This window comes from Arthrobacter sp. TJ-170 (genome assembly GCF_058269305.1).
The window spans coordinates 152,141-177,815 of record NZ_JBZCNL010000004.1; the positions used below are offsets into that span (position 1 = coordinate 152,141).

General features: G+C 64.4%; 20 protein-coding genes and 1 tRNA gene. 10 read left to right on the plus strand and 11 right to left on the minus strand.

From position 1 onward, the window contains the following. Nucleotides 1–28 precede the first annotated feature (28 nt). On the minus strand, nucleotides 29–1,315 hold the full coding sequence (locus tag AC4D1W_RS09440; protein ID WP_490898589.1) for a hypothetical protein: 1,287 nt from the start codon (nucleotides 1,313–1,315) through the stop codon (nucleotides 29–31). Between the two features lie 303 nt (nucleotides 1,316–1,618). Here AC4D1W_RS09440 and acs point away from each other — a divergent pair, with 303 nt between their 5' ends. The 4 genes from acs to AC4D1W_RS09460 all read left to right on the plus strand — a co-directional run bounded on the left by acs (nucleotide 1,619) and on the right by AC4D1W_RS09460 (nucleotide 7,311). Beyond that, on the plus strand, nucleotides 1,619–3,601 hold the full coding sequence (acs, locus tag AC4D1W_RS09445; protein WP_490898590.1) for an acetate--CoA ligase: 1,983 nt from the start codon (nucleotides 1,619–1,621) through the stop codon (nucleotides 3,599–3,601). Between the two features lie 145 nt (nucleotides 3,602–3,746). After that, on the plus strand, nucleotides 3,747–5,045 hold the full coding sequence (locus tag AC4D1W_RS09450) for an MFS transporter (RefSeq protein ID WP_490898591.1): 1,299 nt from the start codon (nucleotides 3,747–3,749) through the stop codon (nucleotides 5,043–5,045). Between the two features lie 51 nt (nucleotides 5,046–5,096). Beyond that, complete coding sequence (aroQ, locus tag AC4D1W_RS09455; protein ID WP_490898592.1) at nucleotides 5,097–5,573, plus strand: type II 3-dehydroquinate dehydratase; 477 nt, start codon at nucleotides 5,097–5,099, stop codon at nucleotides 5,571–5,573. A gap of 4 nt (nucleotides 5,574–5,577) precedes the next feature. Further along, the gene (locus AC4D1W_RS09460) at nucleotides 5,578–7,311 is read left to right on the plus strand and encodes a dipeptide ABC transporter ATP-binding protein (RefSeq protein ID WP_490890011.1); all 1,734 of its coding nucleotides are present in this window, start codon (nucleotides 5,578–5,580) and stop codon (nucleotides 7,309–7,311) included. 87 nt (nucleotides 7,312–7,398) lie between these two features. Here AC4D1W_RS09460 and AC4D1W_RS09465 read toward each other — a convergent pair whose 3' ends face one another. The 4 genes from AC4D1W_RS09465 to AC4D1W_RS09480 all read right to left on the minus strand — a co-directional run bounded on the left by AC4D1W_RS09465 (nucleotide 7,399) and on the right by AC4D1W_RS09480 (nucleotide 12,496). Next, the gene (locus AC4D1W_RS09465; protein WP_490890013.1) at nucleotides 7,399–8,343 is read right to left on the minus strand and encodes an ABC transporter permease; all 945 of its coding nucleotides are present in this window, start codon (nucleotides 8,341–8,343) and stop codon (nucleotides 7,399–7,401) included. Continuing rightward, nucleotides 8,340–9,344, minus strand: a complete 1,005-nt coding sequence (locus tag AC4D1W_RS09470; protein ID WP_490890015.1) for an ABC transporter permease — start codon at nucleotides 9,342–9,344, stop codon at nucleotides 8,340–8,342. The genes AC4D1W_RS09465 and AC4D1W_RS09470 overlap by 4 nt, the downstream gene beginning before the upstream one ends. Before the next feature lie 87 nt (nucleotides 9,345–9,431). Beyond that, nucleotides 9,432–11,126 (minus strand): ABC transporter substrate-binding protein, encoded by a 1,695-nt coding sequence (locus AC4D1W_RS09475; protein ID WP_490890017.1) that lies wholly within the window; start codon nucleotides 11,124–11,126, stop codon nucleotides 9,432–9,434. A gap of 185 nt (nucleotides 11,127–11,311) precedes the next feature. After that, nucleotides 11,312–12,496: a MarP family serine protease gene (locus tag AC4D1W_RS09480; protein WP_490898593.1), complete on the minus strand. Its 1,185-nt coding sequence runs from the start codon at nucleotides 12,494–12,496 to the stop codon at nucleotides 11,312–11,314. A 205-nt stretch (nucleotides 12,497–12,701) separates the two neighbouring features. Here AC4D1W_RS09480 and AC4D1W_RS09485 point away from each other — a divergent pair, with 205 nt between their 5' ends. Further along, the gene (locus AC4D1W_RS09485) at nucleotides 12,702–13,379 is read left to right on the plus strand and encodes a Crp/Fnr family transcriptional regulator (RefSeq protein ID WP_026544229.1); all 678 of its coding nucleotides are present in this window, start codon (nucleotides 12,702–12,704) and stop codon (nucleotides 13,377–13,379) included. A gap of 167 nt (nucleotides 13,380–13,546) precedes the next feature. Here AC4D1W_RS09485 and AC4D1W_RS09490 read toward each other — a convergent pair whose 3' ends face one another. The 4 genes from AC4D1W_RS09490 to sp36 all read right to left on the minus strand — a co-directional run bounded on the left by AC4D1W_RS09490 (nucleotide 13,547) and on the right by sp36 (nucleotide 16,121). Next, complete coding sequence (locus AC4D1W_RS09490) at nucleotides 13,547–13,990, minus strand: hypothetical protein (RefSeq protein WP_490898594.1); 444 nt, start codon at nucleotides 13,988–13,990, stop codon at nucleotides 13,547–13,549. A 574-nt stretch (nucleotides 13,991–14,564) separates the two neighbouring features. Next, nucleotides 14,565–15,476, minus strand: coding sequence for an NUDIX hydrolase (locus AC4D1W_RS09495; RefSeq protein ID WP_490890024.1), 912 nt, complete (start codon nucleotides 15,474–15,476; stop codon nucleotides 14,565–14,567). 4 nt (nucleotides 15,477–15,480) lie between these two features. Further along, nucleotides 15,481–15,963, minus strand: coding sequence for a RidA family protein (locus AC4D1W_RS09500; protein ID WP_490890026.1), 483 nt, complete (start codon nucleotides 15,961–15,963; stop codon nucleotides 15,481–15,483). After that, a complete protein-coding gene (gene sp36, locus AC4D1W_RS09505; protein ID WP_490890027.1) occupies nucleotides 15,960–16,121 on the minus strand; it encodes a Sp36 family protein in 162 nt (53 codons plus the stop codon). Before sp36 ends, AC4D1W_RS09500 begins: the two co-directional genes overlap by 4 nt. Before the next feature lie 37 nt (nucleotides 16,122–16,158). Between sp36 and AC4D1W_RS09510 the strand changes: the two genes are divergently transcribed. The 5 genes from AC4D1W_RS09510 (at nucleotide 16,159) to AC4D1W_RS09530 (ending at nucleotide 23,301) form a co-directional block, all read left to right on the plus strand. Further along, nucleotides 16,159–18,399 (plus strand): transglycosylase domain-containing protein, encoded by a 2,241-nt coding sequence (locus tag AC4D1W_RS09510; RefSeq protein ID WP_490898595.1) that lies wholly within the window; start codon nucleotides 16,159–16,161, stop codon nucleotides 18,397–18,399. Further along, nucleotides 18,396–19,337, plus strand: a complete 942-nt coding sequence (locus AC4D1W_RS09515) for a metallophosphoesterase (RefSeq protein WP_490898685.1) — start codon at nucleotides 18,396–18,398, stop codon at nucleotides 19,335–19,337. Before AC4D1W_RS09510 ends, AC4D1W_RS09515 begins: the two co-directional genes overlap by 4 nt. A 116-nt stretch (nucleotides 19,338–19,453) precedes the next feature. Beyond that, nucleotides 19,454–21,280: an ABC transporter ATP-binding protein gene (locus tag AC4D1W_RS09520; RefSeq protein ID WP_490890030.1), complete on the plus strand. Its 1,827-nt coding sequence runs from the start codon at nucleotides 19,454–19,456 to the stop codon at nucleotides 21,278–21,280. Further along, a complete protein-coding gene (locus AC4D1W_RS09525; protein WP_490890031.1) occupies nucleotides 21,277–23,124 on the plus strand; it encodes an ABC transporter ATP-binding protein in 1,848 nt (615 codons plus the stop codon). Before AC4D1W_RS09520 ends, AC4D1W_RS09525 begins: the two co-directional genes overlap by 4 nt. A gap of 103 nt (nucleotides 23,125–23,227) precedes the next feature. Then, nucleotides 23,228–23,301, plus strand: a tRNA-Pro gene (locus AC4D1W_RS09530). A gap of 66 nt (nucleotides 23,302–23,367) precedes the next feature. Here AC4D1W_RS09530 and AC4D1W_RS09535 read toward each other — a convergent pair. Together AC4D1W_RS09535 and purD are read right to left on the minus strand one after the other, a co-directional pair. Beyond that, nucleotides 23,368–24,234 carry a phosphoribosylaminoimidazolesuccinocarboxamide synthase gene (locus AC4D1W_RS09535; protein ID WP_490890032.1) on the minus strand — a complete coding sequence of 289 codons (867 nt, stop codon included), beginning with the start codon at nucleotides 24,232–24,234 and terminating at the stop codon, nucleotides 23,368–23,370. 2 nt (nucleotides 24,235–24,236) lie between these two features. Beyond that, nucleotides 24,237–25,538: a phosphoribosylamine--glycine ligase gene (purD, locus tag AC4D1W_RS09540; protein ID WP_490898596.1), complete on the minus strand. Its 1,302-nt coding sequence runs from the start codon at nucleotides 25,536–25,538 to the stop codon at nucleotides 24,237–24,239. Nucleotides 25,539–25,675 lie beyond the last annotated feature (137 nt).

Genomic DNA, 25,675 nt, shown 5'->3' on the forward strand with positions numbered 1-25,675 from the left:
TTCCCGCCGACCCGTTCGTTCCGTGTGGCTACCCCTCGGTGGGAGCGCGCTCAATGTTCCGCAGGTCCCGCATCACGCCGATGCGGCCCGTCCTCTTGTCCTGAACCAGGAATTCGTGTCCGCGGTCCTCGATACCGACTTCCCAATCCCCGGGCTGCAGGACAAACAGCGTTGCTCCCGTCTGCTCATCCACCACTGAGCGCGGCGTTCCGACGGCGAACCAGAAGGCCTCAACCACGGGCTCGTCATCCTCGGCCTCACGTGTAGCCGAAATTGACTCCGTCCGCGGGTGTGCCGCCTGCTCATCAGTGTGTGCAGCCTGCTGGGACGTCTGTTCCGCGACGCTCTTCCCGGATGCTTCCTCAACCTTGGGCTGCGCCACGGTAGCCGCGGGGCCGTCGGACTCGGCGGGAGCATCAGTGCCGGTCTCAGCCGGGGCGGGCTGAGCCTGACCGGCCGTGGCCTCGGCGGGGGCAGCCTGAACGGCCGTTGCCCCACCAGGGGCGGTCTGCTCTTCGCGGGTTTCTTTGTGCGCCTGGGCGCTCTCGGACTGCAATGCGTGATCCTCGGGCTGCTGCTCGACGGCGGGGCTCTTCGAGGCAGCAGCTCCCTGGCCTGCCGCGTAACCCGCCACGGCGTAACCGGCGCTGTAGCCGGCGCTGCTCGGACCGCTCGTAATGGGTGCATCGGACGTGTGTGGGCTGTTCCAGCCACTGGCCGTTTCTCCCGGGACCGGCTTGGGCGGGCGGGGCTTGGCGGGCAGCGCCTCGCGGGCAATGCGGTGCGCAGACGACGACGGACGCCCTGAGAAGTCGGGCTTGAAGACGCCAAGGTGGGGGCCGCCGACCGTGGCCACAAAGAATGCGACCGATCCGAGCAGCGCGACGAAGGAGCCGATACCGAATGTAGTGACCGTCTGCAGGAAAAAGAAGGCAGTGGCGAACGACGCGGTCACGGAGGCGAACTGGTCCACGGACAGCGAACCGACGCGCAGACCCTTCGCGCCGAGCCGGCGGCCCACCAACAGCGCCAGGGCGGTGACCGGCAGGAGAATTCCGATACCGAGGAAAAACAGGGAGAACGTGCGCCAGAGGTTGACGCCGTCCGCGAAGGGCAGGATGGTGCCGATGAACATCACCAGCACGGAAGCGCCGATGACTGTCTCGCGGAGGGTGAAGGGACCGGCTACAGCCTCCGGCCCGGTGTGTTCGTCGGACGTGGAGGGATCAGCTGGTGTCTCGGACCGGCCGGATTGCTGCACCGGCGAGCTATGCGCGGTGCCGGCGCCGCCGTCGTACTGGCGCTGTTCGGTCATGTCTGGATTCTCCGTTTCATAACGGCGGCGCGTGCCGCAGTCAGGGTGCCGAGGGCGTTGCGCCGGTTTCGGATTTCTTTGACAACCCTAGTCAACGCCCACTTCCTTTCATATCAATGATGGGACATGTCGGCGTCGCGCGCTCACCGCTCATCGCAGAAACAGTGCCTTTCGCATCTGTCTTGTGACCACTGGCACACCGTTCGGGCGAAGCCGCTACTAATGTGGGACACGACACATACGCGGGCTGTTGAAGTCTGTTCACGTCCGCCCGAAGCACCGATTGGCCTAAGGGGTTCAACAATGTCTGAAGACACCCAGATTCACGCGGGTGACGCATTCGAAAATCTGCTGCATGAGGAACGGCGCTTCCCGCCCAGCGAGGGTTTCAGGGCCAACGCCATCGCCACGGCCGACCTGTATGAGCAGGGTAAGGAAGGCCCGGAGTTCTGGGCCAATCAGGCACGTGAACTGCTGACCTGGCACGAGGATTTCTCGCAGGCCCTCGACTGGTCGGAAGCCCCCTTTGCCAAGTGGTTTGTCGGAGGGAAGGTCAACGCGGCCTACAACGCGCTGGACCGCCATGTGGAGCAGGGCCGCGGTGACCGGGTCGCCATCCACTTCGAGGGCGAGCCCGGCGACACCCGCACGTACACCTACGCCGAACTCACCACCGCAGTAAAGAAGGCCGCCAACGCCTTCGAGTCCCTCGGCGTCGCCAAAGGGGACCGCGTAGCCATCTACCTGCCCATGATCCCCGAAGCAGTCATCACCATGCTGGCCTGCGCACGCATCGGGGCCATCCACTCCGTGGTCTTCGGCGGATTCTCGGCCGACGCCCTCCGCAGCCGGATCGACGACGCCGAAGCCAAGCTGGTGGTCACTTCCGACGGCACGTACCGCCGTGGCAAGCCAAGCCCCCTGAAACCCGCCGTGGACGGCGCCCTGGAACGTCCCGGGCACACCGTGGAGAACGTGGTTGTGGTCAAGCGCAACGGCGAACCGGTCGAATGGACCGAAGGCCGGGACGTGTGGTGGGAGGACGTCGTCGAACCGGCTTCCGAGGAGCACACCGCCGAGGGACACGATTCCGAGCATCCGCTCTTCATCCTCTACACCTCAGGGACCACCGGGAAGCCGAAGGGCATCCTGCACACCACCGGCGGTTTTCTCACCCAGACGGCGTTCACCCAGAAAAACACCTTCGACCTGCACCCCGAGACCGACGTTTTCTGGTGCACCGCGGATATCGGCTGGGTCACGGGCCACAGCTACGTCGCCTACTCCCCGCTGGTCAACGGCGCCACGCAGCTGATGTACGAGGGCACTCCGGATACCCCGCACCAGGGCCGCTGGTGGGAGCTGGTCGAGAAGTACAAGGTCTCGATCCTGTACACCGCGCCCACAGCCATCCGTACCTTCATGAAGTGGGGCCGCGACATCCCCGCGAAGTTCGACCTTTCCTCCATCCGCGTCCTCGGCTCGGTCGGCGAACCCATCAACCCCGAAGCGTGGATGTGGTACCGGGAAATCATCGGCGGCAACGGAGGACGCTCGGAAACCCGCGCACCGATCGTCGACACCTGGTGGCAGACCGAAACCGGCGCGCACATGATCGCCCCGCTGCCCGGCGTCACGGCGTGCAAACCGGGCTCCGCGCAGGTCCCCATGCCCGGCATCGCGGTGGACGTCGTTGATGAGATGGGCCAGTCCGTCCCCAACGGCTCCGGAGGCTACCTTGTGATCCGCGAGCCCTGGCCGGCGATGCTCCGCGGAATCTGGGGTGACCCGGAGCGGTACAAGGACACCTACTGGTCCCGGTTCGACAACATGTATTTCGCGGGCGACGGCGCCAAACGGGACGAGGACGGCGACATCTGGCTGCTCGGCCGGGTGGATGACGTCATGAACGTCTCCGGTCACCGCCTGTCAACAACGGAAATCGAGTCGGCGCTGGTGAGCCACCCGTCCGTGGCGGAGGCCGCCGTCGTCGGTGCATCGGACGAGACCACCGGTGAAGCGGTGGTTGCCTTCGTAATCCTGCGTGGCTCAGCGGTTCAGGACGACGACGTCGTCACCACCCTGCGCAACCACGTCGCCAAGGAGATCGGACCGATCGCGAAGCCGCGCAACATCCTGGTGGTTCCGGAGCTGCCCAAGACACGCTCGGGCAAGATCATGCGCCGCCTGCTGAAGGACGTCGCGGAGGGCCGCGAGGTGGGCGATGCCACCACGCTGTCCGATCCGACAATCATGCAGCAGATCGCCGCGTCACTGCGTAAGTAGGGTCCTGCCGGATCCCTGTCGCCCGGCCGCCGCTTCACTCGAAGCGAACGCCGGGCGACAGGACTGTGAGCTGGGTCAAGCAGGCCTGTGACGTTGCCGGGAAAAAGTGGCCGCGCCGGGCGGGCGGCGAGGACAATTTCGAATCGTGTCCACCTCTACCGCATCCCGCCCGACGCCGGCCGTCCGCCCCGGAATGGCCCGGAAGACCGCTGCCGCGTCCTTCGTGGGAACATCCCTTGAGTCCTACGACTTCTACGTTTTCGGCACCGCCGCCGCACTTGTCTTCAACGAGGTCTTCTTCGCCGCGCAGGACCCGCTCGCCGGCACCCTGTCGGCGTTCCTGATCTTCGCGATGGGCTTCGTCGCCCGTCCGCTCGGGGCCATCCTGTTCGGTCACCTTGGTGACCGGATCGGCCGGAAGAAAACCCTCATCTGGACCATCCTGCTCATGGGCCTCGCCACGGGCTCCGTGGGTCTTCTTCCCGATTACAGCGTCATCGGCGTGTGGGCGCCCATCATCCTGACCGTCCTGCGCCTGCTCCAGGGCCTGTCGCTGGGAGGTGAGTGGGGCGGATCGATTCTGATCGCCACCGAACACGCGAGCGAACGCAAGCGCGCACTGTACGCGGCCATCCCCCAGTTGGGCTCCCCAGTGGGCACCATGCTGATCTCGCTGATCTTCCTCATCCTGGCCGTAACCGTTCCGGACGTCATGAGCACGTGGGGCTGGCGCATCCCGTTCCTGCTCGCCTTCCCCTTCCTCGCCGTCGCCCTCTACCTTCGCCTCGCGATCGACGAGACGCCGGTCTTCCGGACCACACAGAAGGTGCGCGTACCGCTGCTGAGCGTGCTGCAGTCCCAGCCGGCCGCCGTCGTTGTGGCCATTGCGTCAGCCGTCCTCGGCATCGGCTCCTACTTCCTCATGGTTTCCTACACGCAGGCGTACGGGACCGAGCGGCTGGGCCTGTCGGAAGCAACGGTGCTGAACGCGGCGCTCATCGGTTCGTTGCTGCAGTTGGCGACCATTCCGGCTTTCGGCTGGCTGGCCATGAAGATCGGTTCGGCGAAGGTCGTGGCGGGCGGTGCCGTTGGCACCGCGCTGATCAGCTTCCCGCTGTACTGGGTCATCAGCATTGCGGACGCCCCCCTGTATGTCGCGGCGATTCTGCTCGGCGGAATCCTGCCGACCGCCAGCTGGGCTGCTCTCGGAGGACTCATGGCCGACCTCTTCGAACCGAGCACCAGCTTCACCGCCCTGTCCTTCTCCTACAGCATCGCCGCGATCGTCGCCGGTTTCGCGCCGTCGATCACCCAGGCCTTCGGCGAGGCGACAGACGGCGCGTGGTGGCATCCCGGCGTCGTACTGGCGCTCATGAGCATCGTGACGGTTGCCGGCGCGACGGCGGCAGCACGCCTGCGCCGGCCTGCGCTGACGAGCGACTGACGCCCGGCGCACCCAGCGGGGCGCAACCCCCGCATCAGGCATAGTTAAGCCATGGCGACCACTACCCTGCTGATCCTCAACGGCCCGAACCTGAACCTGCTTGGCACCCGGGAGCCGGGCGTGTACGGATCACACACGCTCGACGATGTGGAGGAGCTCTGCGCTTCGGCCGCCGGTGCACACGGGTGGGCCGTCAACTGCAGGCAGTCCAATCATGAGGGCGAGCTGGTTGACGCCATCCAGCGTGCTGCGGGAACGGCGGACGGGATCATCATCAACGCCGCCGCCTATACCCACACCTCGGTTGCGCTGCGGGATGCGATCAGCGCAGTAAACCTGCCGACCGTCGAGGTGCACATCAGCAACGTGCACCAGCGGGAGGAGTTCCGGCATCACTCCTATCTGTCGGCGGTGGTCGACGCTGTCATCGTGGGGGCGGGCGTGGACGGCTACCGGTTGGCCGTTGACCACCTTGTCCGGAAACTGACGCGGCAGGACCTGATGACCGGCGGTTATGAGGCACGATAGACCTATGACGGAAATCACCTCAATCGACAGCGTTGTCGATGGCGCCGAAAATGCTCCCATGCTTCAGGTGAAGAACCTGGCAGTCAGCTTCCGCACTACCTACGGCGAGGTATCCGCCGTCGAGGACGCCAGCTTCACTCTCCACCGGGGAAAGACGCTGGCGATCGTGGGCGAGTCAGGTTCCGGGAAATCGACGACGGCGATGGCCTGCATCGGGCTTTTGCCCGGCAACGGGCGGGTCACCCGCGGCAGCATCCTGTTCGAGGGCCGCGATCTGGTCCCGCTCCCCGAATCGGCGATGCGCAGCATCCGGGGCCGCGCGATCGGGCTGGTACCACAGGATCCCATGTCCAACCTCAACCCGGTGGCCAAGATCGGCACGCAGGTGGCCGAGACGCTGATGGTCCATGGCCTGGCGAACAAGAAAAACGTCAAGGAGCGCGTGGTCGAGGTGCTGTCTGCGGCAGGCCTGCCCGATGCCGCCGACCGTGCCAAGCAGTACCCGCACGAGTTCTCAGGCGGCATGCGCCAGCGCGCGCTGATCGCCATCGGTCTGGCGTGCCGTCCGCGTTTGCTGATCGCCGATGAGCCCACCAGCGCCCTCGACGTCACCGTGCAGCGCACCATCCTGGACCAGCTCGATTCCATGACCGAGCAGCTCGGAACCTCTGTCCTGCTGATCACCCACGACCTGGGTCTGGCAGCTGAACGCGCGTCGGAGCTCGTGGTGATGCACCGCGGCCGTGTTGTGGAGACCGGCCCCGCCGCGCAGCTCCTCAATGATCCCCAGCACCCCTACACACGGTCTCTCGTCCGGGCTGCGCCGAGCGTAGCGGCTGTCCGGCTGCGCCCCGGTGCGTATCACGAGGACGCCGCGAAGCGCACAGCCGCGGCGCAGGCCGCCTTCCAGGAGCATCAGGCGGACGCCGAGTCGGTCGAGGAAGCGGCTCCTACCGACAATATCGTCGAGATCCGTGACCTGACCAAGATCTACAAGCGACGCGGCAGCTCCGAGGATTTCTACGCCGCGAAGAACGTCACGCTGGACATCCCGCGCGGGCAGACCGTCGCAATCGTGGGTGAGTCCGGATCAGGCAAAACGACGACGGCGCGCATGCTCCTCAAGCTGATCGAACCCACATCCGGCACCATGACCTTCGACGGCATGGACGTGGCAACCCTCGACAAGGCGCACCTCGACGACTTCCGGCAGCGCGTGCAGCCGGTGTTCCAGGACCCGTACTCGTCGCTGAACCCGATGTTCACCATCGAGCGCATCGTGGAGGAGCCCCTCAACGCGTACAAGCGTGGTTCGAAGAAGGAGCGCTCTGCCCGGGTTCGGGAGCTGATGGACCAGGTGGCTCTGCCCCACAACGCCCTGCGGCGCTACCCGTCGGAGCTGTCCGGCGGTCAGCGCCAGCGCGTCGCCATCGCCCGCGCCCTGGCGTTGAAGCCCGAACTGATCGTGTGTGATGAGCCCGTCTCGGCCCTCGACGTGCTGGTCCAGGCGCAGATCCTCAAGCTTCTGGGCGACCTGCAGTCCCAGATGGGTTTGAGTTACCTGTTCATTTCCCACGACCTCGCCGTGGTCCGGCTCATCTCGGACTATGTGTGCGTCATGAAGGACGGCGAGCTGGTTGAAGCTGCGAGTTCCGAGGAAGTGTTCCAGAACCCCCGCCACCCCTATACCCGGAAGCTTTTGGCCTCCATCCCGGGCAACGAACTGAACATCGCCTGAGCCCCCGGATCCACCACGGTACGACGGCGGCCGGTCACCCTCCCTTGGAGAGGTGACCGGCCGCCGTCGTACTTTCAGGCCTCGGGGCTACTTTTGCCGGGTCTTCGGGTCCAGTGCCTCGCGCAGCGACTCTCCCAGCAGGGTGAACCCGAGCGCGGTGATGGCGATACACGCACCGGGCAGGAACGCCAGATGCGGTGAGGACGCCAGTTCTGCCTGCGCGTACGTGAGCATGCGGCCCCATTCAGCTGTCTGCGGGAGCCCGCCGCCGAGTCCGAGGAAGGACAGGGCAGCGGCATCGATGACGGCGGTGGCGAGGGACAGCGTCGCCTGCACAATCACCGGACCGACGCTGTTGGGAAGCAGGTGGCTCATCGTGATGGTGCGTTTGCTCAGGCCGAGTGTCTGCGCGGCGAGAATGTAGTCCGACCCACGCTGCGAGAGCATGGAGGACCGGAGCAGGCGGGCGAAGATCGGCAACTGCGAAACACCGATCGCGATCATCACCGCATACGGCCCCTGCCCCAGTATCGCCGCGATGCTCACAGCGAGCAGCAGGTTCGGGACCGACAGCAGGATGTCCACAAAGCGCATGATGACGCTGTCCACCCAGCCGCCCAGCCCTCCGGCCAGTAGCCCCAGGAGCATTCCACCAGCCAGACCGATCGCGGTCGAAATGACACCGATCAGCAACGAGGCCTGCGCACCCCAGATCAGTTTGCTGAGCACATCGCCGCCGAAGCGGTCGAGCCCCAGGGGATATTCCGGCAGCTCACCCGGTCCGGGAATGTTGATGGGTGTGATCTGCGTACGGCCGGGCAGCGCTTCCCCGCCATAGGGCGCCAGAATAGGCGCCAGTGCGGCGACCAGCAGGAACAACCCGATGATGACGGCACCGGTGATGGCTTGCGGGTTCCGGCGCAGCCTGTGGAATGCGTCTTTCCAGAGACCGGTTCCGCCGCCTTCTTCAAGGGTTGGCTCCGTGGTGGGAGAGGTTGGCCCGCCCGCGGCGGGAGGCAAGACAGTACTCATTGCACACGCACCCTTGGATCGATGATGGTGTAGGAGATGTCAACGAGGAGGTTGATCAGCGCGTACAGGATGGCGATGAAGATGATGAAGCCCTGCAGCACCGGGTAGTCGAGTTCGAAGATGGCGTCGCGGAGAAAACGTCCAATGCCGTTGAACGCAAATACGGTCTCGGTAAGAACCGCACCTGAAATCAGCAGACCGGTCTGCAGACCGATCGTCGTCACAACAGGCAGCATGGCGTTGCGCAGGATGAAGCGGCTGCGGATTGTCTTCTCCATCAGGCCCTTTGCGCGTGCCGTCCGCACGTAGTCAGCGTTCTGCACTTCCAGCACTGAAGCACGCGTGATGCGCACAATGATGGCAAGCGGGATGGTTCCGAGGGCCAGCCCCGGAAGGATCAGGTGCTGGAAGGCGTCCCACGCGGCGTCGTACTCTCCCGTGAGGATGCCGTCCAGGACGTAGAAGTCCGTGAAATGGGTGGCGTTGATCCGGGGATTCTGCCGTCCGTCCGGGGGCAGGATGGGCCACTGGATGGCGAACAGGTACTTCAGGATGAACGCCAGGAAAAACACCGGGATGGTAATCCCGATCAGGCTGAGGACCACCGAACCATGGTCCAGCACCCGCCCGTAATGGCGCGCTGCGAGGTAGCCCAGCGGGATACCGATGCCGATCGCGAAGATCAGCGCGACGATGCTGAGTTCGATGGTTGCCGGGAAGCGGGTGGCGAACTCGGTGAGGACCGGCCGGCCGGTGATGATTGACGTACCGAAATCACCCTGGAGCAGTTTCCCCATGTAGGTGAAGTACTGAAGAATCAACGGCTGGTCGAACCCATACAGTTCGTTGACGCGGGCGACCGCCTCGGGGGTTGCCCGCTCTCCCAGCAGAGCTGTGGCCGGACCGCCCGGCAGTGCTCTCACCCAGAGGAATAGCAGGACGGACAGTCCAAACAGGGTGGGAACCAGCAGGGCAAGACGTTTACCAATGACGCGAAGCACAGTGTCCTTTCAACAGTGCGGTACCCAAGCGAACGAGTGCAGACAAAAGCGGAGGGACCCGCGTGACCGGCCCCTCCGCCAATGTTGTTACTCGCTCAGTTCGATCATGTTGAAGACTTCGTCATTGACCGGGCTCGCCGGGTAGGACTCCACCCGCGGAGCAAAGGCCAACGACGGCGCCGGATGCGCCAGCGGGATCGCCGGGTTGAACTCCGCAATCTGCTCGTTGATCTCCTCGTACATTTCGGTCTGTTCCTCGCGGTCGGTCATGCCGCGGGCCTCGCTCAGTGCGTCGAAGAGCTCGGGGTTGTCGAAACCGAACTCCATCTTTTCCTGACCGAAGAAGACGCCGATGAAGTTGTCGGTGTCGTTGTAGTCGCCGGTCCAGCCGAGCAGGTGCAGTCCGTGGTCCTCCGAGCCCTGGATACGGTCCAGGTAGTCAGGCGTCCAGACATCGGGCGCCGGAGTGACGGTGATGCCTACCTCTTTCAGCTGGGCGCTGATGTTGGTGAAGACCTGCTCAGGAGTCGGCATGTAGGGGCGGGAAACGTCCGTTGGGTAGTTGAACTGGACCTCGAACCCGTCCGGGTACCCGGCTTCAGCGAGCAGTTCCTTTGCACGCTCAGGATCGTACTCGTACGTGGTGACGTCCTCGTTGTACCCGTCCACGACATCCGGGATGAACTGGGTGGCCAGCTGGGTGCCCTCGGGCAGCGTCTGGTCGATCAGGGCCTGCTTGTCGATTGCGTGGTGGATGGCCTGGCGTACCAGCGGATCGCTCAATTCTTCGACAGCGTGGTTGATGCCGAGGTAGAGGATCGTGAACGGATCGCGCTGGACGATCTTGAAGCCGTCGTCCTCCAGGACCGGAATATCGGCCGGTGCCACGAGGTCGAAGCCGTCGATGGTTCCAGCCTGCAGGGCCTGCGTACGGGCCTGCGGGTCATCGATGATACGGAAGATTACGTTCTGGACATCTCCCTGCTCGCCCCAGTATTCGTCGTAGGCGGAGATAGTGAGGTCCTCGCCGACGTTCCAGGAGTCGAACTTGAATGGGCCGGTGCCAACCGGGTGCCCCTCCGCGTACTCGCTCAGCTGGGGTGCCTCCGCGGAGCCGCCGATGTCATCGGCGTTGTACTCCTGCAGCGCGGTGGGGCTCTGCATGGCGAATGCGGGAAGCGAGAGCGCTGGGACGAAGCCTGCGAACGGCTTTGCCAGCGTGACGGTGACCTCCTGGTCGCCGTTCACCTCGCAGGACTCGTAGACAGCGGCTTCCGGTGAGTCTGCAAAACCGCGGAAGAGGTTGTTGTAGTAGTAGGACACCGACGGCGCCTGGGCCAGGCCGGTGAAGTTATACCAGCGGTCGAAGTTGAAGCAGACAGCTTCGGCGTTGAACTCAGTGCCGTCGTGGAAGGTGACGCCTTCCCTCAGCTGGAACGTAGTGGAGAGTCCGTCCTCGGACGTCTCCCAGGACTCGGCCAGCAGTGGCGCCGGGTCAGCAGTCCCGGGCTCCACGCCGACGAGACCTTCAAAGATCTGCCGGCTGACGCGGAAGGACTCGCCGTCGCTTGCGAATGCCGGGTCAAGCGATGCCGGGTCGGACGATGCAGCGAACACGAAGGTCGAGTCAACAGCTTCCGCATCTCCTGTGCTGCCGCCTTCTTCACGATCGCTCTGGACGCAACCGCTGAGCAGCATGGCGCTGATTGCGGCGCCGGCAGTGAAGGCGGCAGCACGCTTCCTTGTGGGATGCGTCCCCCGCGCCGTTTTGCTTGTGAACATTGAGGCTCCTGGTGATCTGGTACCGGTCGGACACGTCACTGTGTCCGTGTGGCGCACGGCATGCCGTGTTACCTAATGTGACGAGCCTAACTCTCAGCATTGACGCTCGCAGTATTTCCCGCCAGCAAGCCATCACGATTTGATTACGCGGTCGGTATCCCGATCAGTCGGAGAATGTTGCAGGGTTAGCGTTCGGTGCACTGCCCGGCGGATACGGTCTCGTTGAGTGCCGGGGATTGTTCGACGACGGGGCGGAGTTCGTCAAGCGTGAGCGCGTACCCCACGGGGAGATCGGCAGTGGATTTGGCGAAGATGAGGCCGGCAACCCGCCCCTGCATGTCCAGCAACGGCCCTCCGGAGTTCCCCTGCTGGACGTTGGCGGCGAGCGAGTAAACGTTGATCGCCGTCGGGTCGGCACCGTAGATGTTCTCAACGAGCACGTCGGAACGGTTCTGTACGCTGGCCGGCTGAATCTGGAACGGCCCGCCGGCGGGATACCCCGCGAAAGCGGCGGTGGCGCCTGTCTCGAGCCCTTCACCGAGCACAAGCGGCGCACGGTCGAGTCCGTCCACCGCAATCACGGCGAGATCCCTGACCGGGTCGAAGTAGACAACATTGCCGGGCATGGCGTCCTCACCCGGTACCTCCACCACCGGCTGGTTCACACCGGCGACTACGTGGGCGTTGGTGACCACCCTGCCGGGTGCGATGACGAAACCTGACCCGGTCTGGTTCTGGCCGCATTGGAACGCCGTACCTGCAATCCGCAGGACGGACTGCGAGGCAGCGGCAAGCTCCGGCGTATCCACGGACGCGTCCGGTACCGGAGCGGGTGTGGCCGGCGCCACGCCCTCGAGGAGGGTGGGAATCCCGTCGGCCACCGCGATGGAACGGATCTCCGCCATCCAGGCGCGCACCGGCGACGGCGTCAGGACATCGATGCTGTCCAGCACCTTCGACGACGCGATCGCCTGGGACAGGAATGGCACTCCCATGGTGCTGATGCTGAACGCGAGCATGGAGAGCACGAGCGCCGCTACAACAACGTTCGTGGCGCCGCCTAGCAGACGGTCTACGACGCGCACGGGAACCGAGCCCGCCCTGCTACTGAGTGCGCGCCCCAAACCGGCGCCCAGCGCCTGCCCGATGATGACCAGGATCAACGCAGTGGCTATCACCGCTGCCAGCCGCCAGGCGTCTTCTGATACCCAGGCGCTTACCAGCGGAATGGCGAAGAAGGCAGCAACGGCACCGGCAGCGAACCCGATGATCCCGCCGAGGGTAACGAGGAAGCCGTTCTTCAGCCCTGTAATCAGGTAGCCGATCAGCATCAGGATCAGGATGATGTCCAGGAGCGTAAAGCCGAACACTCCACTCCCCTCTCAGGAAGCGCGGCACTTCCCCTGCTGAGCTTCGATTCTACGGTCCCGGGCTGACAGTCCGCCGAGCGGCTCGGCGTGATTTCCCCTACCCCATGGGCGAACACGCGTGTAGCAGGTGTCACAACGTCTCTGCGTACGGCAAGATGGGAAAAGACGGGAAACTGGCTGGTTTGCATCATACATAGGAGATTTCATGGATATCGAGGTACTGCGCAGGGCGCCCCTATTCGCTTCGTTGGGCGACGAGGTCTTTGCGGCACTCACTGACGAGCTGACCGAAGTGGATCTGTCCCGCGGCGCGTCGGTCTTCCGGGAGGGCGACCAGGGCGACCAGCTCTACTTCATCGTCTCCGGAAAGATCAAGCTGGGCCGCACCGCGCAGGACGGACGCGAGAACCTGCTTGCAATCCTCGGCCCCGGCGAGCTGTTCGGTGAGATGGCCCTGTTCGACCCCAGCCCGCGCACCGCGACGGCCACGGCTGTGTCAGAAACCCGCCTCGCAGGACTCAAGAACGAGAACCTCCGCGCGCTGCTGGAGACCCGGCCCGAGGTGTCTGCCCAGCTGCTGCAGGCTCTGGCCCGCCGGTTGCGCCGCACCAACGAGTCCCTCGCAGACCTCGTCTTTTCCGACGTTCCGGGGCGCGTGGCCAAGGCCCTGCTCGACCTCGCGGACCGCTTCGGCCGGCCCGCGACGGACGGCATCCTCGTGGCGCATGAACTCACCCAGGAAGAGCTCGCACAACTCGTTGGAGCCTCCCGTGAAACGGTGAACAAGGCCCTCGCGGAGTTCGTGCAGCGCGGCTGGCTGCGTCTGGAGGCACGCGCCGTCGTCATCCTCGACATCCAGCGCCTGCGCCAGCGGAGCCGCTAGGCCTTCAGCTTTCACCCTCGGAACTTTCGGGCAGATCGGGGGAATTCGGAGGCCGCGATGCCGCCGGACATGCACAAAAGCTCCCACCAGTACGACGGCGGGTGGTCACCATGGGACCACCCGCCGTCGACGTCTCAGCACCTCATCATCCGTAACTTCCGGGCAGATCAGGCGATTTCCCAACGGTCGGAGTCACCTAAGCTGCGCAAAACTTCGTGAGATCCCGGGCGCCATCCTTGCCGTAGAAGAGCTTTCCGTACCTTCGAAACGACTCGCCAACCGCCCTCCTGCAGATCAAGCCGGTTCAGTTTCACTTGAGCCCATTCAATCTCCGCAACCTTTGCGTCCCGTGCCATGTCCCTGGCTTGCTGCTCAGACGTCAGGTGATGCTCGCCGTCGTATTCGATGCAGGTCCTGAATGCCTCACAGCCAAGATCAGTCCAGGCGATGATTTCCCGAGCGGGGTCGCGCAGCGGGTAGTTCACCACAAACTCGGGCAAGCCTGCGTCCTCGAGGATCAAGCGCACAAGCGTCTCTGGAGGAGAATCAACACCGACACGCAAACGATCGAAGGAGCGGACGTGCTCGCTCACAATCTGGTCACCGGCCACCACGAGATCCTCGAGAGAGAGCAGCGTTGCGAGATCGAGCCACGTTCGTCACCGACAAGCCGTCGATCTCAACCACGTCCCTTTCTGAGACGTCGAGCCGGTGTCCTGTCACTCCCTCCCTTCCTGCGGGGTGCGGCCGACTGCTTGCCCCGGGACAGGTGCAAGCTCTCCCGCGAGATCCACGGCGGCAGGTGAATCCCGTGGATATCCGCCGCAGTGGTATGCGAGACGAAACTTCCCGGGAGTAGGTCTACATATGGCCGGCAACGCGACAGCACGGGTTGGGTAACACCGGCCGGAATTCGGACTTCCCGACTGGGTGTGTTCAGGTCCTTAGCACGGGTTCGACTTCTCGACAGGTCCGCGCTGAGAGCCTCTCGCAACGTAAACGACCGGGCAGCCAGTTCCTCAGGCAGGGGCGTGCGTCTGGGCATGGTCCATCTCAGCGCATTCGGCATCCCCTGCGTGCTGGCTATCCACAGCCGGGAACTTTCCGTAGGTCAGGCGGGTTACGGCGCAGGGAAGCCACCATAGGTGCGCGAAAGTTCCAGGGGAGGGAGAACGACGATGGCGGCTACCGGCCGCGCTGCTCGGAACCTTCCGTGGCGGTTGAGCACTCGACTTCAATCTTGGGTTCCCCGTCCGCCTCGATCAGGCGAGGCGAATATACCTTCATGGGCCGCTTGTGGGACAGGTAGGCGATACAGCCGCGCGAGGAACCGATTTTCTCGAGGATCAGTTCAACGGCGGGAACGGTCAACTCGCTCAAGGTCCGACCGACGGTGTTCGGCTGGCCGATCTCATCGCCGAGTGCGGTGGTGTTCCGCTGCATGATCTCCTCAGCGGACCACCGCCACTGCCCCCAGACACCCTTGCTCGCGAGCAGGGTGGGCTCCTGATTCACCGGCTGTGCCGCCGCGAAGTACCGGGTATCGAAGCGGCGATGCGCGAAGTCGGGGCTGAGCCAGGCCGACAGCGGCTTGATGAGGTCAGTGCGCACGCCCAGTCCGCGCTTACCGAGGATCTCAGCGAAGGTCTTGTCACCGGCCGCCATGGCTTCTCGTGCCTCCATCCACTGGGGATGTCGGGTTCCCTCAATCAGGCTCGAAGCGTCCGGTCCCGCCAACAGGACGCCGGTTTCCTCGAACAGCTCCCGGATCGCGGCAACAACAAAGCGCCGGGCGACATGATGATCGTCCGTGGCAAGCGCCGCGGCCCACTGGGCGGGTGAGGGACCAAACCAGGTGATGTGGTCGTCGTCGCTCTCTTCCACGCTGCCGCCCGGGAACGCCACCACCCCGAGCGGCGATTCCCCGCGGCGATACGAGAGGTACACCTCGGTGCCCGCCGGAGCGTCACGAATCAACACGACCGACGACGCCGGTCGCGGCTTCATGGGGGTGCGCTCGCCGTGATCAATCCAACTGCGTGCGGCGCCCTGCTGCTCGTCCGGGACTGGAAACAACCTGGTGCTTGAACGATTCACGAAACTAGATGAACTCCGCGATAATTTCGACTTCGACGGGCGCATCCAATGGTAGTACGGCAACCCCGACGGCGGAACGTGCGTGTGCGCCCGCTTCGCCGAAGACCTGCCCGAGCAGCTCGGAAGCTCCGTTGATCACCCCGGGCTGGCCAGTGAAGGAGGGGTCGGATGCTACGAAACCGACGACCTTGACGATCCGGCTAACCCGGTCCAGATCCCCAATCTGGGACTTCACGGCGGCAAGGGCATTGACAGCACAGGTCGCCGCATAAGCCTTGGCCTGCTCCGCGCCTATATCACCACCGACCTTGCCCGTTGCTGGGAGTTCGCCGTTAATAAAGGGAAGCTGCCCCGAGGTGTAGACGTGGTTGCCTGACACGACCGCGGGGATATAGGCCGCCACCGGGGCTGCCACCGCCGGAAGGGTGATCCCCAGCTCCTGGAGCCTGCTCTCGACAGCGGAGACCGCTTCATTCGCGCTGGTCATGAGGCGTTCTTCTCACGCTTGAGGTATGCAACGAGGCCGTTACCCTCAGGCCCTGGCACCACCTGTACCAGCTCCCAGCCATCCTCACCCCATTGGTCGAGAATTTGCTTGGTCGCGTGGATGATGAGCGGAATTGTGGCGTACTCCCATTTGGTCATGACTCACAGGGTAGCGCGTGCTAGTAAACTGGAATACATGGCTGCTCGTAAATCACCTTTCTTTGACACGGCAACCACCCTTGGGAAAATCATTGCATTTCTTGGAATCAGTGGATTGAGCGGGGTGCTTGCTGCGGGCCTTCTGGTGCCCGTAGCTGCTGCTGCCGGTACCGGAGCATCCGCTTCGATCCAGTTCTTCGAGAATCTTCCGGCTGAGCTTGAGCGCGGCGCGCTCGCGCAGCCCTCCAAGATTGTCGCCTCCGACGGCTCACCGATCGCCACCCTGTACGAGGAGAACCGCCAGCCCGTAACGCTGGATGAGGTCTCCGAAAACATGACGGATGCGCTGATCGCTATCGAGGACGATCAGTTCTACAACCATGGCGGCGTAGACCTGCAGGGCATCATCAGCGCTGCAATCAGCAACATCAGCAGCGACACCACCCGCGGCGCCTCAACCATCACCCAGCAGTACGTCAACAACGTGCTCATCGACGCCAGCATGCAGAGCGGCGGGGACATCACCTTCAGCGGACAGAAGACTCTGGGCGACAAGATCCGCGAGGCCAAGCTCGCTATCGCTGTGGAGAAGGAGCTGAGCAAGGAGGAGATCCTGGCCGGCTACCTCAACATCGTGCCGTTCACCGGCAACACCTACGGGGTTCAGGCTGCGTCCAAGTACTTCTTCAACGTCGAGGCCAAGGACCTGAACATCCAGCAGGCCGCCCTCCTCGCCGGAGTGGTCAACGGTCCCACCTTCTACAGCCCCGAGTTGTACCCGGAGCGTTCGCTCGAGCGCCGCAACCTGGTAATCGGCCGCATGCTTGAGACCGGAAAGATCACGCAGGAAGAGCACGACGCCGCAGTCGCGTCTGATCTGGGCCTCGCCATCACCCCGGTCCTCAACGGATGTGTCGGCGCTGAGCAGGCACCCTACTTCTGCGATTACGTCACCCACCTGGTCCTCAACGATCCGGCCTACGGCGAAACCCGCGAAGATCGCGAGAAGTTGCTGTATCGCGGCGGCCTCACCATCAAGACAACCCTCGACGCCCGCGCGCAGGCCGCTGCCCAGACCGCTATCAACGAGACCGCGAACCGGGAAACCACCGACGCTGCGGTGGGCCACTCGATGGTGAGCATGCAGCCCGGGACCGGAAAGATTCTGGTCATGGCACAGAACACGCGCTTCATGCCGGGCGAGACCGCAGGTGACTCCGTGCTCAACTTCAACGTCGATCAGTACGCAGGCGGAGATCCAAACAAGCCGCTCGGCGGCCTCGGCGGCTACCAGCCCGGATCAACGTTCAAGCCCTTCGTGGTCGCGGCCTGGCTTGAGGACGGCCGTTCCCTCGGCACCGTCGTGGACGGCAGCAAGAGGAAATACGAGCAGGGGGAAACCTGGGAGGCCAGCTGCCTGCCCGGTGGAGAATACGTCCTTCCCGATGCCGAAGGTTACGAACCGCAGAACTACGGCGATATCAACTACGGCAACTACACGGTGCTTGAAGGGCTCGCGCAGTCCTACAACACCGTGACCATGTACACCGCGAAGCAGGTTGACCTCTGCAAGCCCTTCGAGATCGCGTCGAAGCTGGGCGTGCACGACGGCAAGAGCGCCAGCGGCGAATACTCGCCTCTGCAGATCCAGCCCTCTGCCCTGATCGGTGGTGGCAGCGAGGTTGCTCCCATCTCGATGGCAACGGCGTTCGCCGCGCTCGCGGCTGAGGGCCTGACCTGCGAGCCCCTGGCTCTCGTAGAGGTCACCGCCGTCGACGGCACCACCTTCCCCGTACCGGAACCCAAGTGCGAGCAGGTCATCCCGAAGGAGCTGGCTCGCGGCGTCAACTACGCCACTCAGGAAGTGATGGAGCGTGGCTCAGGTCAGCTGCTGGAGTTCGGTGACATTCCGATGGCCGGCAAGACCGGTACCAACGATGCCCGGTCGCAGACCTGGTTCGTGGGTTACAACTCGGCGATGGCCACCGCGAGCTGGGTTGGCAACTGGAAGGAAAACAGCACCTCGCTGTCTGCCCTCAAGATCGGTGGACGGGTGTATGACGAGATTGACGGCGCGTTCGTTGCCGCACCGTCCTGGGCGCGCTACATGGAGCAGATTCAGGGTTCGTACAAGCCGAAGCCGTTCGCTGACCCGCCGTCCAGAATGACCGCCAACCGCCCGATGGAGCGTCCGCGGCCCGATCAGTCGTCGAACAATTCGGGCGACAATGGGAACGGTGTTGGAAACGGCAACGGCAATGGTGGAGGCAACGGCTGATCGTGGGGACAACTAAAGCGAGATCGCGCACCGGCGCTGCCGTCACGCTCGGTCTGACCGCGGCGACCGGCGTCGCCACTTTAGGCTACGCCGCGCTGGTCGAAAGGAACCTGTTCGGCCTCCGCACCGAGACCCTCGCAATCCTTCCCCCGCGCAGTCGGCCGCTTCAGATCCTGCATCTGTCGGACATCCATATGGTTCCCCGCCAGGAAGCGAAGTCCAGATGGCTGCAGGAGCTGGCCGATCTGAAGCCCGACCTCGTGGTCAACACGGGTGACAACCTCAGCCACCCCAAGGCCGTGACTCCCCTGCTGGAAGCGCTGGAACCCCTTCTGGATTTCCCCGGTGTCTTCGTGCCCGGATCCAACGATTACTACGCTCCAAGCCTGCAGAATCCGTTCAGGTACCTTGGCGGACCGTCATCGCACAATGGAAGCAAGCCGCCGAAGGAACTGCCCTGGCAGCAGATGTTCGCCCGGTTCGGCGCTGCCGGCTGGGTTGACCTCACCAACCGGTGCCAGTCAGTTGCTGTCCGCGGAGTGCGCCTCGATCTCAGCGGCGTCGATGATCCGCACCTGAATCGGGACAGGTTCGTCGGGTTCCCCTCGGGAAGCAGCACCGCAGCCGAGGCACCGCATCTCCGTGTCGGCGTCGCGCATGCCCCGTACCAGCGTGTCCTCGACGCCTTCACCAATGGCGGAGCGGATCTGATCCTCGCCGGTCACACGCACGGCGGTCAGGTATGCGTACCCGGCTACGGCGCGCTCGTGAGCAACTGCGACCTGCCAACCTGGCGTGCGCGGGGCCTGACCCGGTGGGAGAACAACGGCAGGGCTGTCCCGCTGAATGTTTCCGCCGGCATTGGAACGTCGCGGTTTGCTCCAGTCCGTTTCGCGTGCCGCCCCGAAGCAGTATTGCTGACGCTTACGTCCCGCTGAGTGCTGGGTACCCACCGGCACTCCTGACGGGCGTCAAGCTCGGCCTGACATAGGATTGTTGCTGGGGGACACGAAATAATCGCCTCCCTCCTATCTTCAACTTTCGAGGGAAGAGCATGCCGACGCAAACAACGCTGTGGGAGTCTCTCAGCCGGTTGTACCCGCATCTGAAGCCGATCATTCCGCGGTTGGTTCTCGGGCTCATCGCCGCGCTCGGGGCCAGCATCATGGTCCTGGCCATCCCGCAGGTGTTCCGGGTGCTCGTCAACGACGCCCTTGCCGAAGGGCAGTCCACCTCCACCGTGTGGATTGCGTCCGGGATCGTGCTCCTGCTCGGGGTGCTCGAAGCAGCGTTCGTCGCGCTGCGGCGGTTTTTCGTCATCAATCCCGCCACCACCGTCGAAACCAATCTGCGCACCTCGTTCTACCGGCACCTGCAGAACCTTGCCGTGGCTTTCCACGACCGCTGGGGAAGCGGTCAGCTGCTGTCCCGCGCGATGACCGACCTCAACCTCATGCGGCGGTGGATGGCATTCGGCGCCATCATGCTCGTGGTCGACGCTCTCACGGTGACCGCAGGCGTGGCCATCATGTTCTTCATGAGCTGGCCCCTGGCGCTGATCTTCATTACAGCCGCGATCCCCGTGATGATCTACGGATTCCGGTTCCGCACCTCCTACAGCCGGGTTTCGCGCAAGAGTCAGGACCAGGCCGGCGATCTCGCTACCACGGTGGAGGAATCCGTCCACGGCATCCGCGTCCTGAAGGCCTTCGGGCGGAGCAGGGAAGCCCTCGACGCGTTCAGCGACCAGGCCGAGGAACTGCGTGAAACGGAGATTCACAAGGCCAGGAGCCTGGCAACGTTCTCGCTCATCGTCACGCTGCTGCCCGAGCTGGCGCTCGGTGCTTCGCTTGTGACGGGCATCCTCCTGGCCGTGAACGGCGAGGTCACCATCGGCGGCCTAGTAGCCTTCTTCGCAACCGCCGGAGTGGTCGCAGGACGGGTCGAATTCATCGGTCCCCTGCTTGCCATGACGTTCACCGCCAAGACGGCGATCGACCGGCACTACGAGGTCATGGAGTCCGAGAACACCATCACGGACCCTCCCAATCCGCGCATCCTGCATGACCCGCGGGGAGAGGTCACGTTCGACGACGTACATTTCCGCTATCCCGACGCCGAAGACACGTCAACGTCGGTCATCGACGGCGTCAACCTCACCCTGAAAGCCGGTGAAACCATGGCGCTGGTTGGTGTGACAGGCTGCGGCAAGAGCACCCTGCTCCAGCTGGTTCCCCGGCTCTACGACGTCACCGGTGGCACCATCCGGATCGATGGGATCGACCTGCGCGAACTCACCATTGAGGAACTGCGCCGGCACGTTGCAGTGGCCTTCGAGGACACTACGCTGTTCTCGAATTCAGTCCGTGAAAACGTGCTGATGGGTGCGGACGCGAGGAACGACGACGACGCCGACGCTATCCTCGCCGAGGCCCTGGATGTGGCGCAGGCACACTTCGTGTATTCCCTTCCCGACGGCGTCGACACGCTGATCGGCGAAGAAGGCCTCAGCCTCTCCGGCGGGCAGCGGCAGCGGCTTGCGCTTGCCCGTGCCATCGCTGCCAAACCGAAGGTCCTGGTCCTCGACGACCCGCTGTCGGCGCTGGACGTGCGCACCGAGGAACTGGTTGAGGAACGGCTCCGCGAAGTCCTCTCCGACACCACAACGCTGATCGTGGCACATCGCCCCTCGACGGTCGCGCTGGCCGACCGGGTGGCCCTGATGGAAAACGGACGCATCGCGGACGTCGGCAGCCACACCGAGCTGCTGGCGCGCAGTGACCACTACCGCTACGTCATCGCGAGCCTGACCGAGGAGCCGGTGGATCTGGACAGCGAGCTGGAAGAGCTGGAGCACAATGACCAGGAGGCCCGCGCATGAGTACCTCACCGAAGCCGGCCAGGATCAAGTCGTCGTCGGCCATTTCCTCCGGAGTCCACAACGAGGACGAGGTGATGCTCGACCGGGCGCAGAACAAGTCCGTCCGGTCACGGTCCTTCAAACTCCTCGGGTCGCTGATCCGTCCCAACCGCAGGCAGTTCATCTGGACCGCGTTCCTGGTGGTCTTCTCGCAGATGGCCCGGGTGGCCGGGCCCGCCATCATCGCCTTCGGTATCGACCATGCGCTTCCCTCGATGCTGCAGGGCGACTCCGGGCTGCTCTGGGCTGCGGGCATCACGTACCTCGTTGCGGCCGTGCTGGCGGCAACGCTCACCGCCGGTTATGTCCTCGCCGCAGCCAGGCTGAGCCAGGAGATGCTGCTGGACCTGCGCGTGCGCGTCTTCCGGCACACGCAGCGGCTCAGCCTGGAATTCCACGAAAAGTACACCTCCGGGCGCATTATTTCCCGCCAGACCTCCGACCTTGAGGCACTTCGCGAACTGCTCGATTCCGGCGTCAGCTCCCTGGCATCCGGCCTCATGTACATGATCTTCACCGCCGTCACCATCTTTGTGCTCGACTGGCCCACCGGGCTGCTGATCCTCGTCGCGGCCATCCCGATGACGTTCCTGGCCCGCTGGTACCAGAAGCATTCGCAGATCGCGTACCGGTCATCGCGGGTGGTCTCAGCCAAGCTGATCGTTCACTTCATCGAGACCATGACCGGTATTCGCGCCGTGAAGGCCTTCCGCCGCGAGAAGGTCAACGCGGACCGTTACGACGAGCTCGCGGAGGACTACCGCCGCGTGACGGTGCGCTCAATCAACCTCAACGGTGTCTTCCAGCCGGGGCTGGTGCTGATCGGCAACGTGACCGTGGCTGCGGTGCTGCTGTTCGGCGGTTTCCGCGTTCTCGGCGGGTCCCTGGAGATCGGCGCGCTGCTGGCCCTGCTCCTCTACAGCAAGCGTTTCTTCCAGCCGGTGGACCAGATGGCGATGTTCTACAACTCGTTCCAGTCGGCTGCCGCAGCCCTGGAGAAGGTGTCCGGGCTGCTCGAGGAGGTACCGACCGTTCGTCCTCCGAAGAACCCGGTAGTCCTGAAGAATGCAGAGGGCAGGATCGAGTTCGACGGCGTCGAGTTCCGTTACGGGGATGGCCCGGTCATCCTTCCGCGCATGGATCTCACCATTCCTGCCGGGCAGACGGTTGCGCTCGTCGGACAGACCGGTGCCGGGAAGTCGACGCTTGCCAAGGTGATTGCCCGGTTCTATGACGTCTCGACAGGACGCGTAACGCTCGACGGCGTGGACCTTCGCCAGCTCGCGCCGGAGGACCTCCGCCGCGCCGTCGTCATGGTCACCCAGGAGGCGTTCCTGTTCAGCGGCAGCGTGGCGGACAACATCGCTCTCGGCAAGCCGGAGGCGAGCCGGGAGGAGATCGAGGGAGCCGCCAGGGCGGTGGGAGCCCACGAGTTCATCACCTCGCTGCCCGAGGGCTATGACACCGATGTGAACAAGCGCGGCGGCCGGGTCTCCTCCGGGCAGCGGCAGCTCATCAGCTTCGCCCGGGCCTTCCTCGCGGACCCGGCAGTGCTGATCCTGGATGAGGCGACTTCGTCCCTGGATATCCCGAGCGAGCGGCTGGTGCAGCAGGGCCTGCAGAAGCTGCTGGGCAACCGGACCGCGCTGATCATTGCCCACCGGCTCTCGACGGTGGAAATTGCCGACCGTGTTCTGGTGGTGCACGACGGCACCGTGGTCGAGGACGGAACGCCCGCCGACCTCATCAGCGGCAACGGCCGATTCGCGACGCTGCACGCCGCGTGGCGGGACTCGCTGGTCTAGTTATGTTCCGGTGGCGAGCTGGTTCGCTCTAGTTCGTAACTGACGACTTTCTCCGTTATCCTTGAGAGGTTGCTTTCGCAGCTCTTATGGCCGTGAAAGACATCGGGGTGTGGCGCAGCTTGGTAGCGCGCGTCGTTCGGGACGACGAGGCCGCAGGTTCAAATCCTGTCACCCCGACAGAGAAAAAGGTGCCCGCTGGTGCGGGCACCTTTTGTGTTTCCGGAACGCTGTTTCCCGAATGCTCTAGACGAACTTTTCGCCCGTCAGCCGCTCGTATGCCTCGATGTAGCGGGCGCGGGTCTTCTCAACCACGTCGGCCGGCAGCGCGGGCGGTTCAGAGACGCGGTCCCAACCGGCATCGTCGGACGTGAGCCAGTCGCGCACGAACTGCTTGTCGAAGGACGGCTGCGCCTTGCCCGGCGAGTACAGCGCGGCGTCCCAGAACCGCGACGAATCCGGTGTCAGTACCTCATCCCCGAGGGTCACTTCTCCGGTGCGCGACATCCCGAACTCCACCTTGGTGTCCGCGAGGATGATCCCCCGGTCCCGCGCGATCGACTCCGCACGGGAGTAGATGTCGAGCGTCAACGAGCGCAGCTTGTCCGCGAGGTCATCGCCCACCATCATGACGACGGCGTCGTAGCTGATGTTCTCGTCGTGCTCGCCTACCTCCGCCTTGGCCGACGGGGTGAACAGCGGCTCTTCCAGCCGCGAGCCGTCCACCAGTCCTTCGGGCAGCGGCAGCGAACACACGGTCCGCGACGCCTTGTACTCCAGCAACCCGGTGCCGGTCAGGTACCCGCGGGCGATGCACTCGACGGGATACATCTCCAGCCGCTGGCAGATCATGGCCCGCCCGGCAACCTCGGCGGGAACGTCGGTGGACAGGACATGGTTGGGGATGCCGGACAGCTGCTCGAACCACCACAGGCTCAGCTGCGTCAGCACCCGTCCCTTGTCCGGGATCTCGGAGGACAGCACGTAGTCGTAGGCGCTGATCCGGTCGCTGGCGACCACAAGCACGCGATCGTCCTCACCCGTTTCGGGCTCGTAGAGGTCCCGCACCTTCCCCGAGTAGATGTGCCGCCAGCCCGCAAGTTCCTGTGCCATGCCTACGCCTCACCCGTCACTGAAGCCGCCTGCGAAACGACAACCTCGCTGCGCGCAGCCTTCGCAGCGATATCCGTGCGGTACTGGCCGCCTTCCAATTCAAGCCGGCTCACGCCGTCGTACGCCCTGTCACGCGCTTCGGAGAGATCCTCCCCGAGGCCGACGACGGCGAGCACCCGCCCGCCGGCGGACACCACCGAGCCGTCCTCCGCGAGCGCGGTGCCGGCATGCAGGACGTGCACGCCTTCCAGTGCGGCGACGTCGGCCAGGCCGTTGATGGGATCACCGGTGCGCGGCGTATCGGGGTAGTTTGCGGAGGCAAGCACGACGGCGACTGCCGCCTCGGAGGACCAGTTGAGATTGTCGACGGTGTCCAGTTCACCCTTCGCGGCAGCGAGGAGGAGACCCCCCAAGGGGGTCTTGAGACGGGCGAGCACGGCCTGGGTCTCAGGGTCGCCGAACCGGGCGTTGAACTCGATGACGCGCAGCCCGCGGGAGGTCAGCGCCAGCCCGCAGTAGAGGACGCCGGTGAAGGGGGTGCCGCGGCGTGCCATCTCGTCGATGGTGGGCTGCGCGACGCGCTCAATTACTTCATCAACCAGGCCCGCGGGTACCCACTCCAGCGGCGAATAGGCGCCCATGCCGCCGGTGTTCGGCCCCTCGTCGTAGTCGAAGATGCGCTTGAAATCCTGCGCCGGCGCGAGGGGAACCACGGTGGATCCGTCGGAGAGGACAAAGAGCGACACCTCGGGGCCGTCAAGGTACTCCTCGATCACTACGGAGCCGCCGGCGTCGAAGCACGCCTGCGCATGCTCAAGGGCAGCCGCGTGGTCTGAGGTCACCACGACTCCCTTGCCCGCGGCGAGTCCGTCATCCTTGACGACATACGGTGCGCCGAAGGAGTCCAGCGCTTCCTTCGCTTCGGCGGCGTTCGAAGCCACCTTCGCCATCGCCGTCGGAACGGACGCGGCGGCCATGACCTGCTTGGCGAACGCCTTCGACGCCTCCAGCTGCGCCGCGGCCTTCGTGGGTCCGAAAACGGGGACACCGGCTGCGATCAGCGCGTCCGCCACACCCGCGGCGAGCGGCGCTTCCGGCCCCACGACCACCAGGTCGGAGCCCAGCCGGGCAGCCAGCTCCGTCACGGCGTCGGGGTTGTTCGCGTCGATCGCGTGAACGGGTACGTCCTGGGCCATTCCGGCGTTGCCGGGAGCCGCGTGCACCTCGCTCACGAACGGATCAACCAGAAGCGCTCGGACAATGGCGTGTTCGCGGCCTCCGGGGCCTATCACAAGAACCTTCACAGTAGTTCAGGGTACTGGCTCGGTCCTGTGCCAAAGTAATGACTACAGAAGTTTTTGTTGCCTACCTGCTGTCAAGCGACGCAGATAGCAGCAGATAGGCGACAAAAACTGCAGCACCAATACACTGGCTCGCTCTC

Coding starts and splice junctions, on each gene's coding strand:
- AC4D1W_RS09440 (WP_490898589.1), bottom strand. CDS start 1,315: ATGACCGAACAGCGCCAGTACGACGGCGGCGCCGGCACCGCGCATAGC.
- acs (WP_490898590.1), top strand. CDS start 1,619: ATGTCTGAAGACACCCAGATTCACGCGGGTGACGCATTCGAAAATCTG.
- aroQ (WP_490898592.1), top strand. CDS start 5,097: ATGGCGACCACTACCCTGCTGATCCTCAACGGCCCGAACCTGAACCTG.
- AC4D1W_RS09460 (WP_490890011.1), top strand. CDS start 5,578: ATGACGGAAATCACCTCAATCGACAGCGTTGTCGATGGCGCCGAAAAT.
- AC4D1W_RS09465 (WP_490890013.1), bottom strand. CDS start 8,343: ATGAGTACTGTCTTGCCTCCCGCCGCGGGCGGGCCAACCTCTCCCACC.
- AC4D1W_RS09475 (WP_490890017.1), bottom strand. CDS start 11,126: ATGTTCACAAGCAAAACGGCGCGGGGGACGCATCCCACAAGGAAGCGT.
- AC4D1W_RS09485 (WP_026544229.1), top strand. CDS start 12,702: ATGGATATCGAGGTACTGCGCAGGGCGCCCCTATTCGCTTCGTTGGGC.
- AC4D1W_RS09500 (WP_490890026.1), bottom strand. CDS start 15,963: ATGACCAGCGCGAATGAAGCGGTCTCCGCTGTCGAGAGCAGGCTCCAG.
- sp36 (WP_490890027.1), bottom strand. CDS start 16,121: ATGACCAAATGGGAGTACGCCACAATTCCGCTCATCATCCACGCGACC.
- AC4D1W_RS09510 (WP_490898595.1), top strand. CDS start 16,159: ATGGCTGCTCGTAAATCACCTTTCTTTGACACGGCAACCACCCTTGGG.
- AC4D1W_RS09520 (WP_490890030.1), top strand. CDS start 19,454: ATGCCGACGCAAACAACGCTGTGGGAGTCTCTCAGCCGGTTGTACCCG.
- AC4D1W_RS09525 (WP_490890031.1), top strand. CDS start 21,277: ATGAGTACCTCACCGAAGCCGGCCAGGATCAAGTCGTCGTCGGCCATT.
- AC4D1W_RS09535 (WP_490890032.1), bottom strand. CDS start 24,234: ATGGCACAGGAACTTGCGGGCTGGCGGCACATCTACTCGGGGAAGGTG.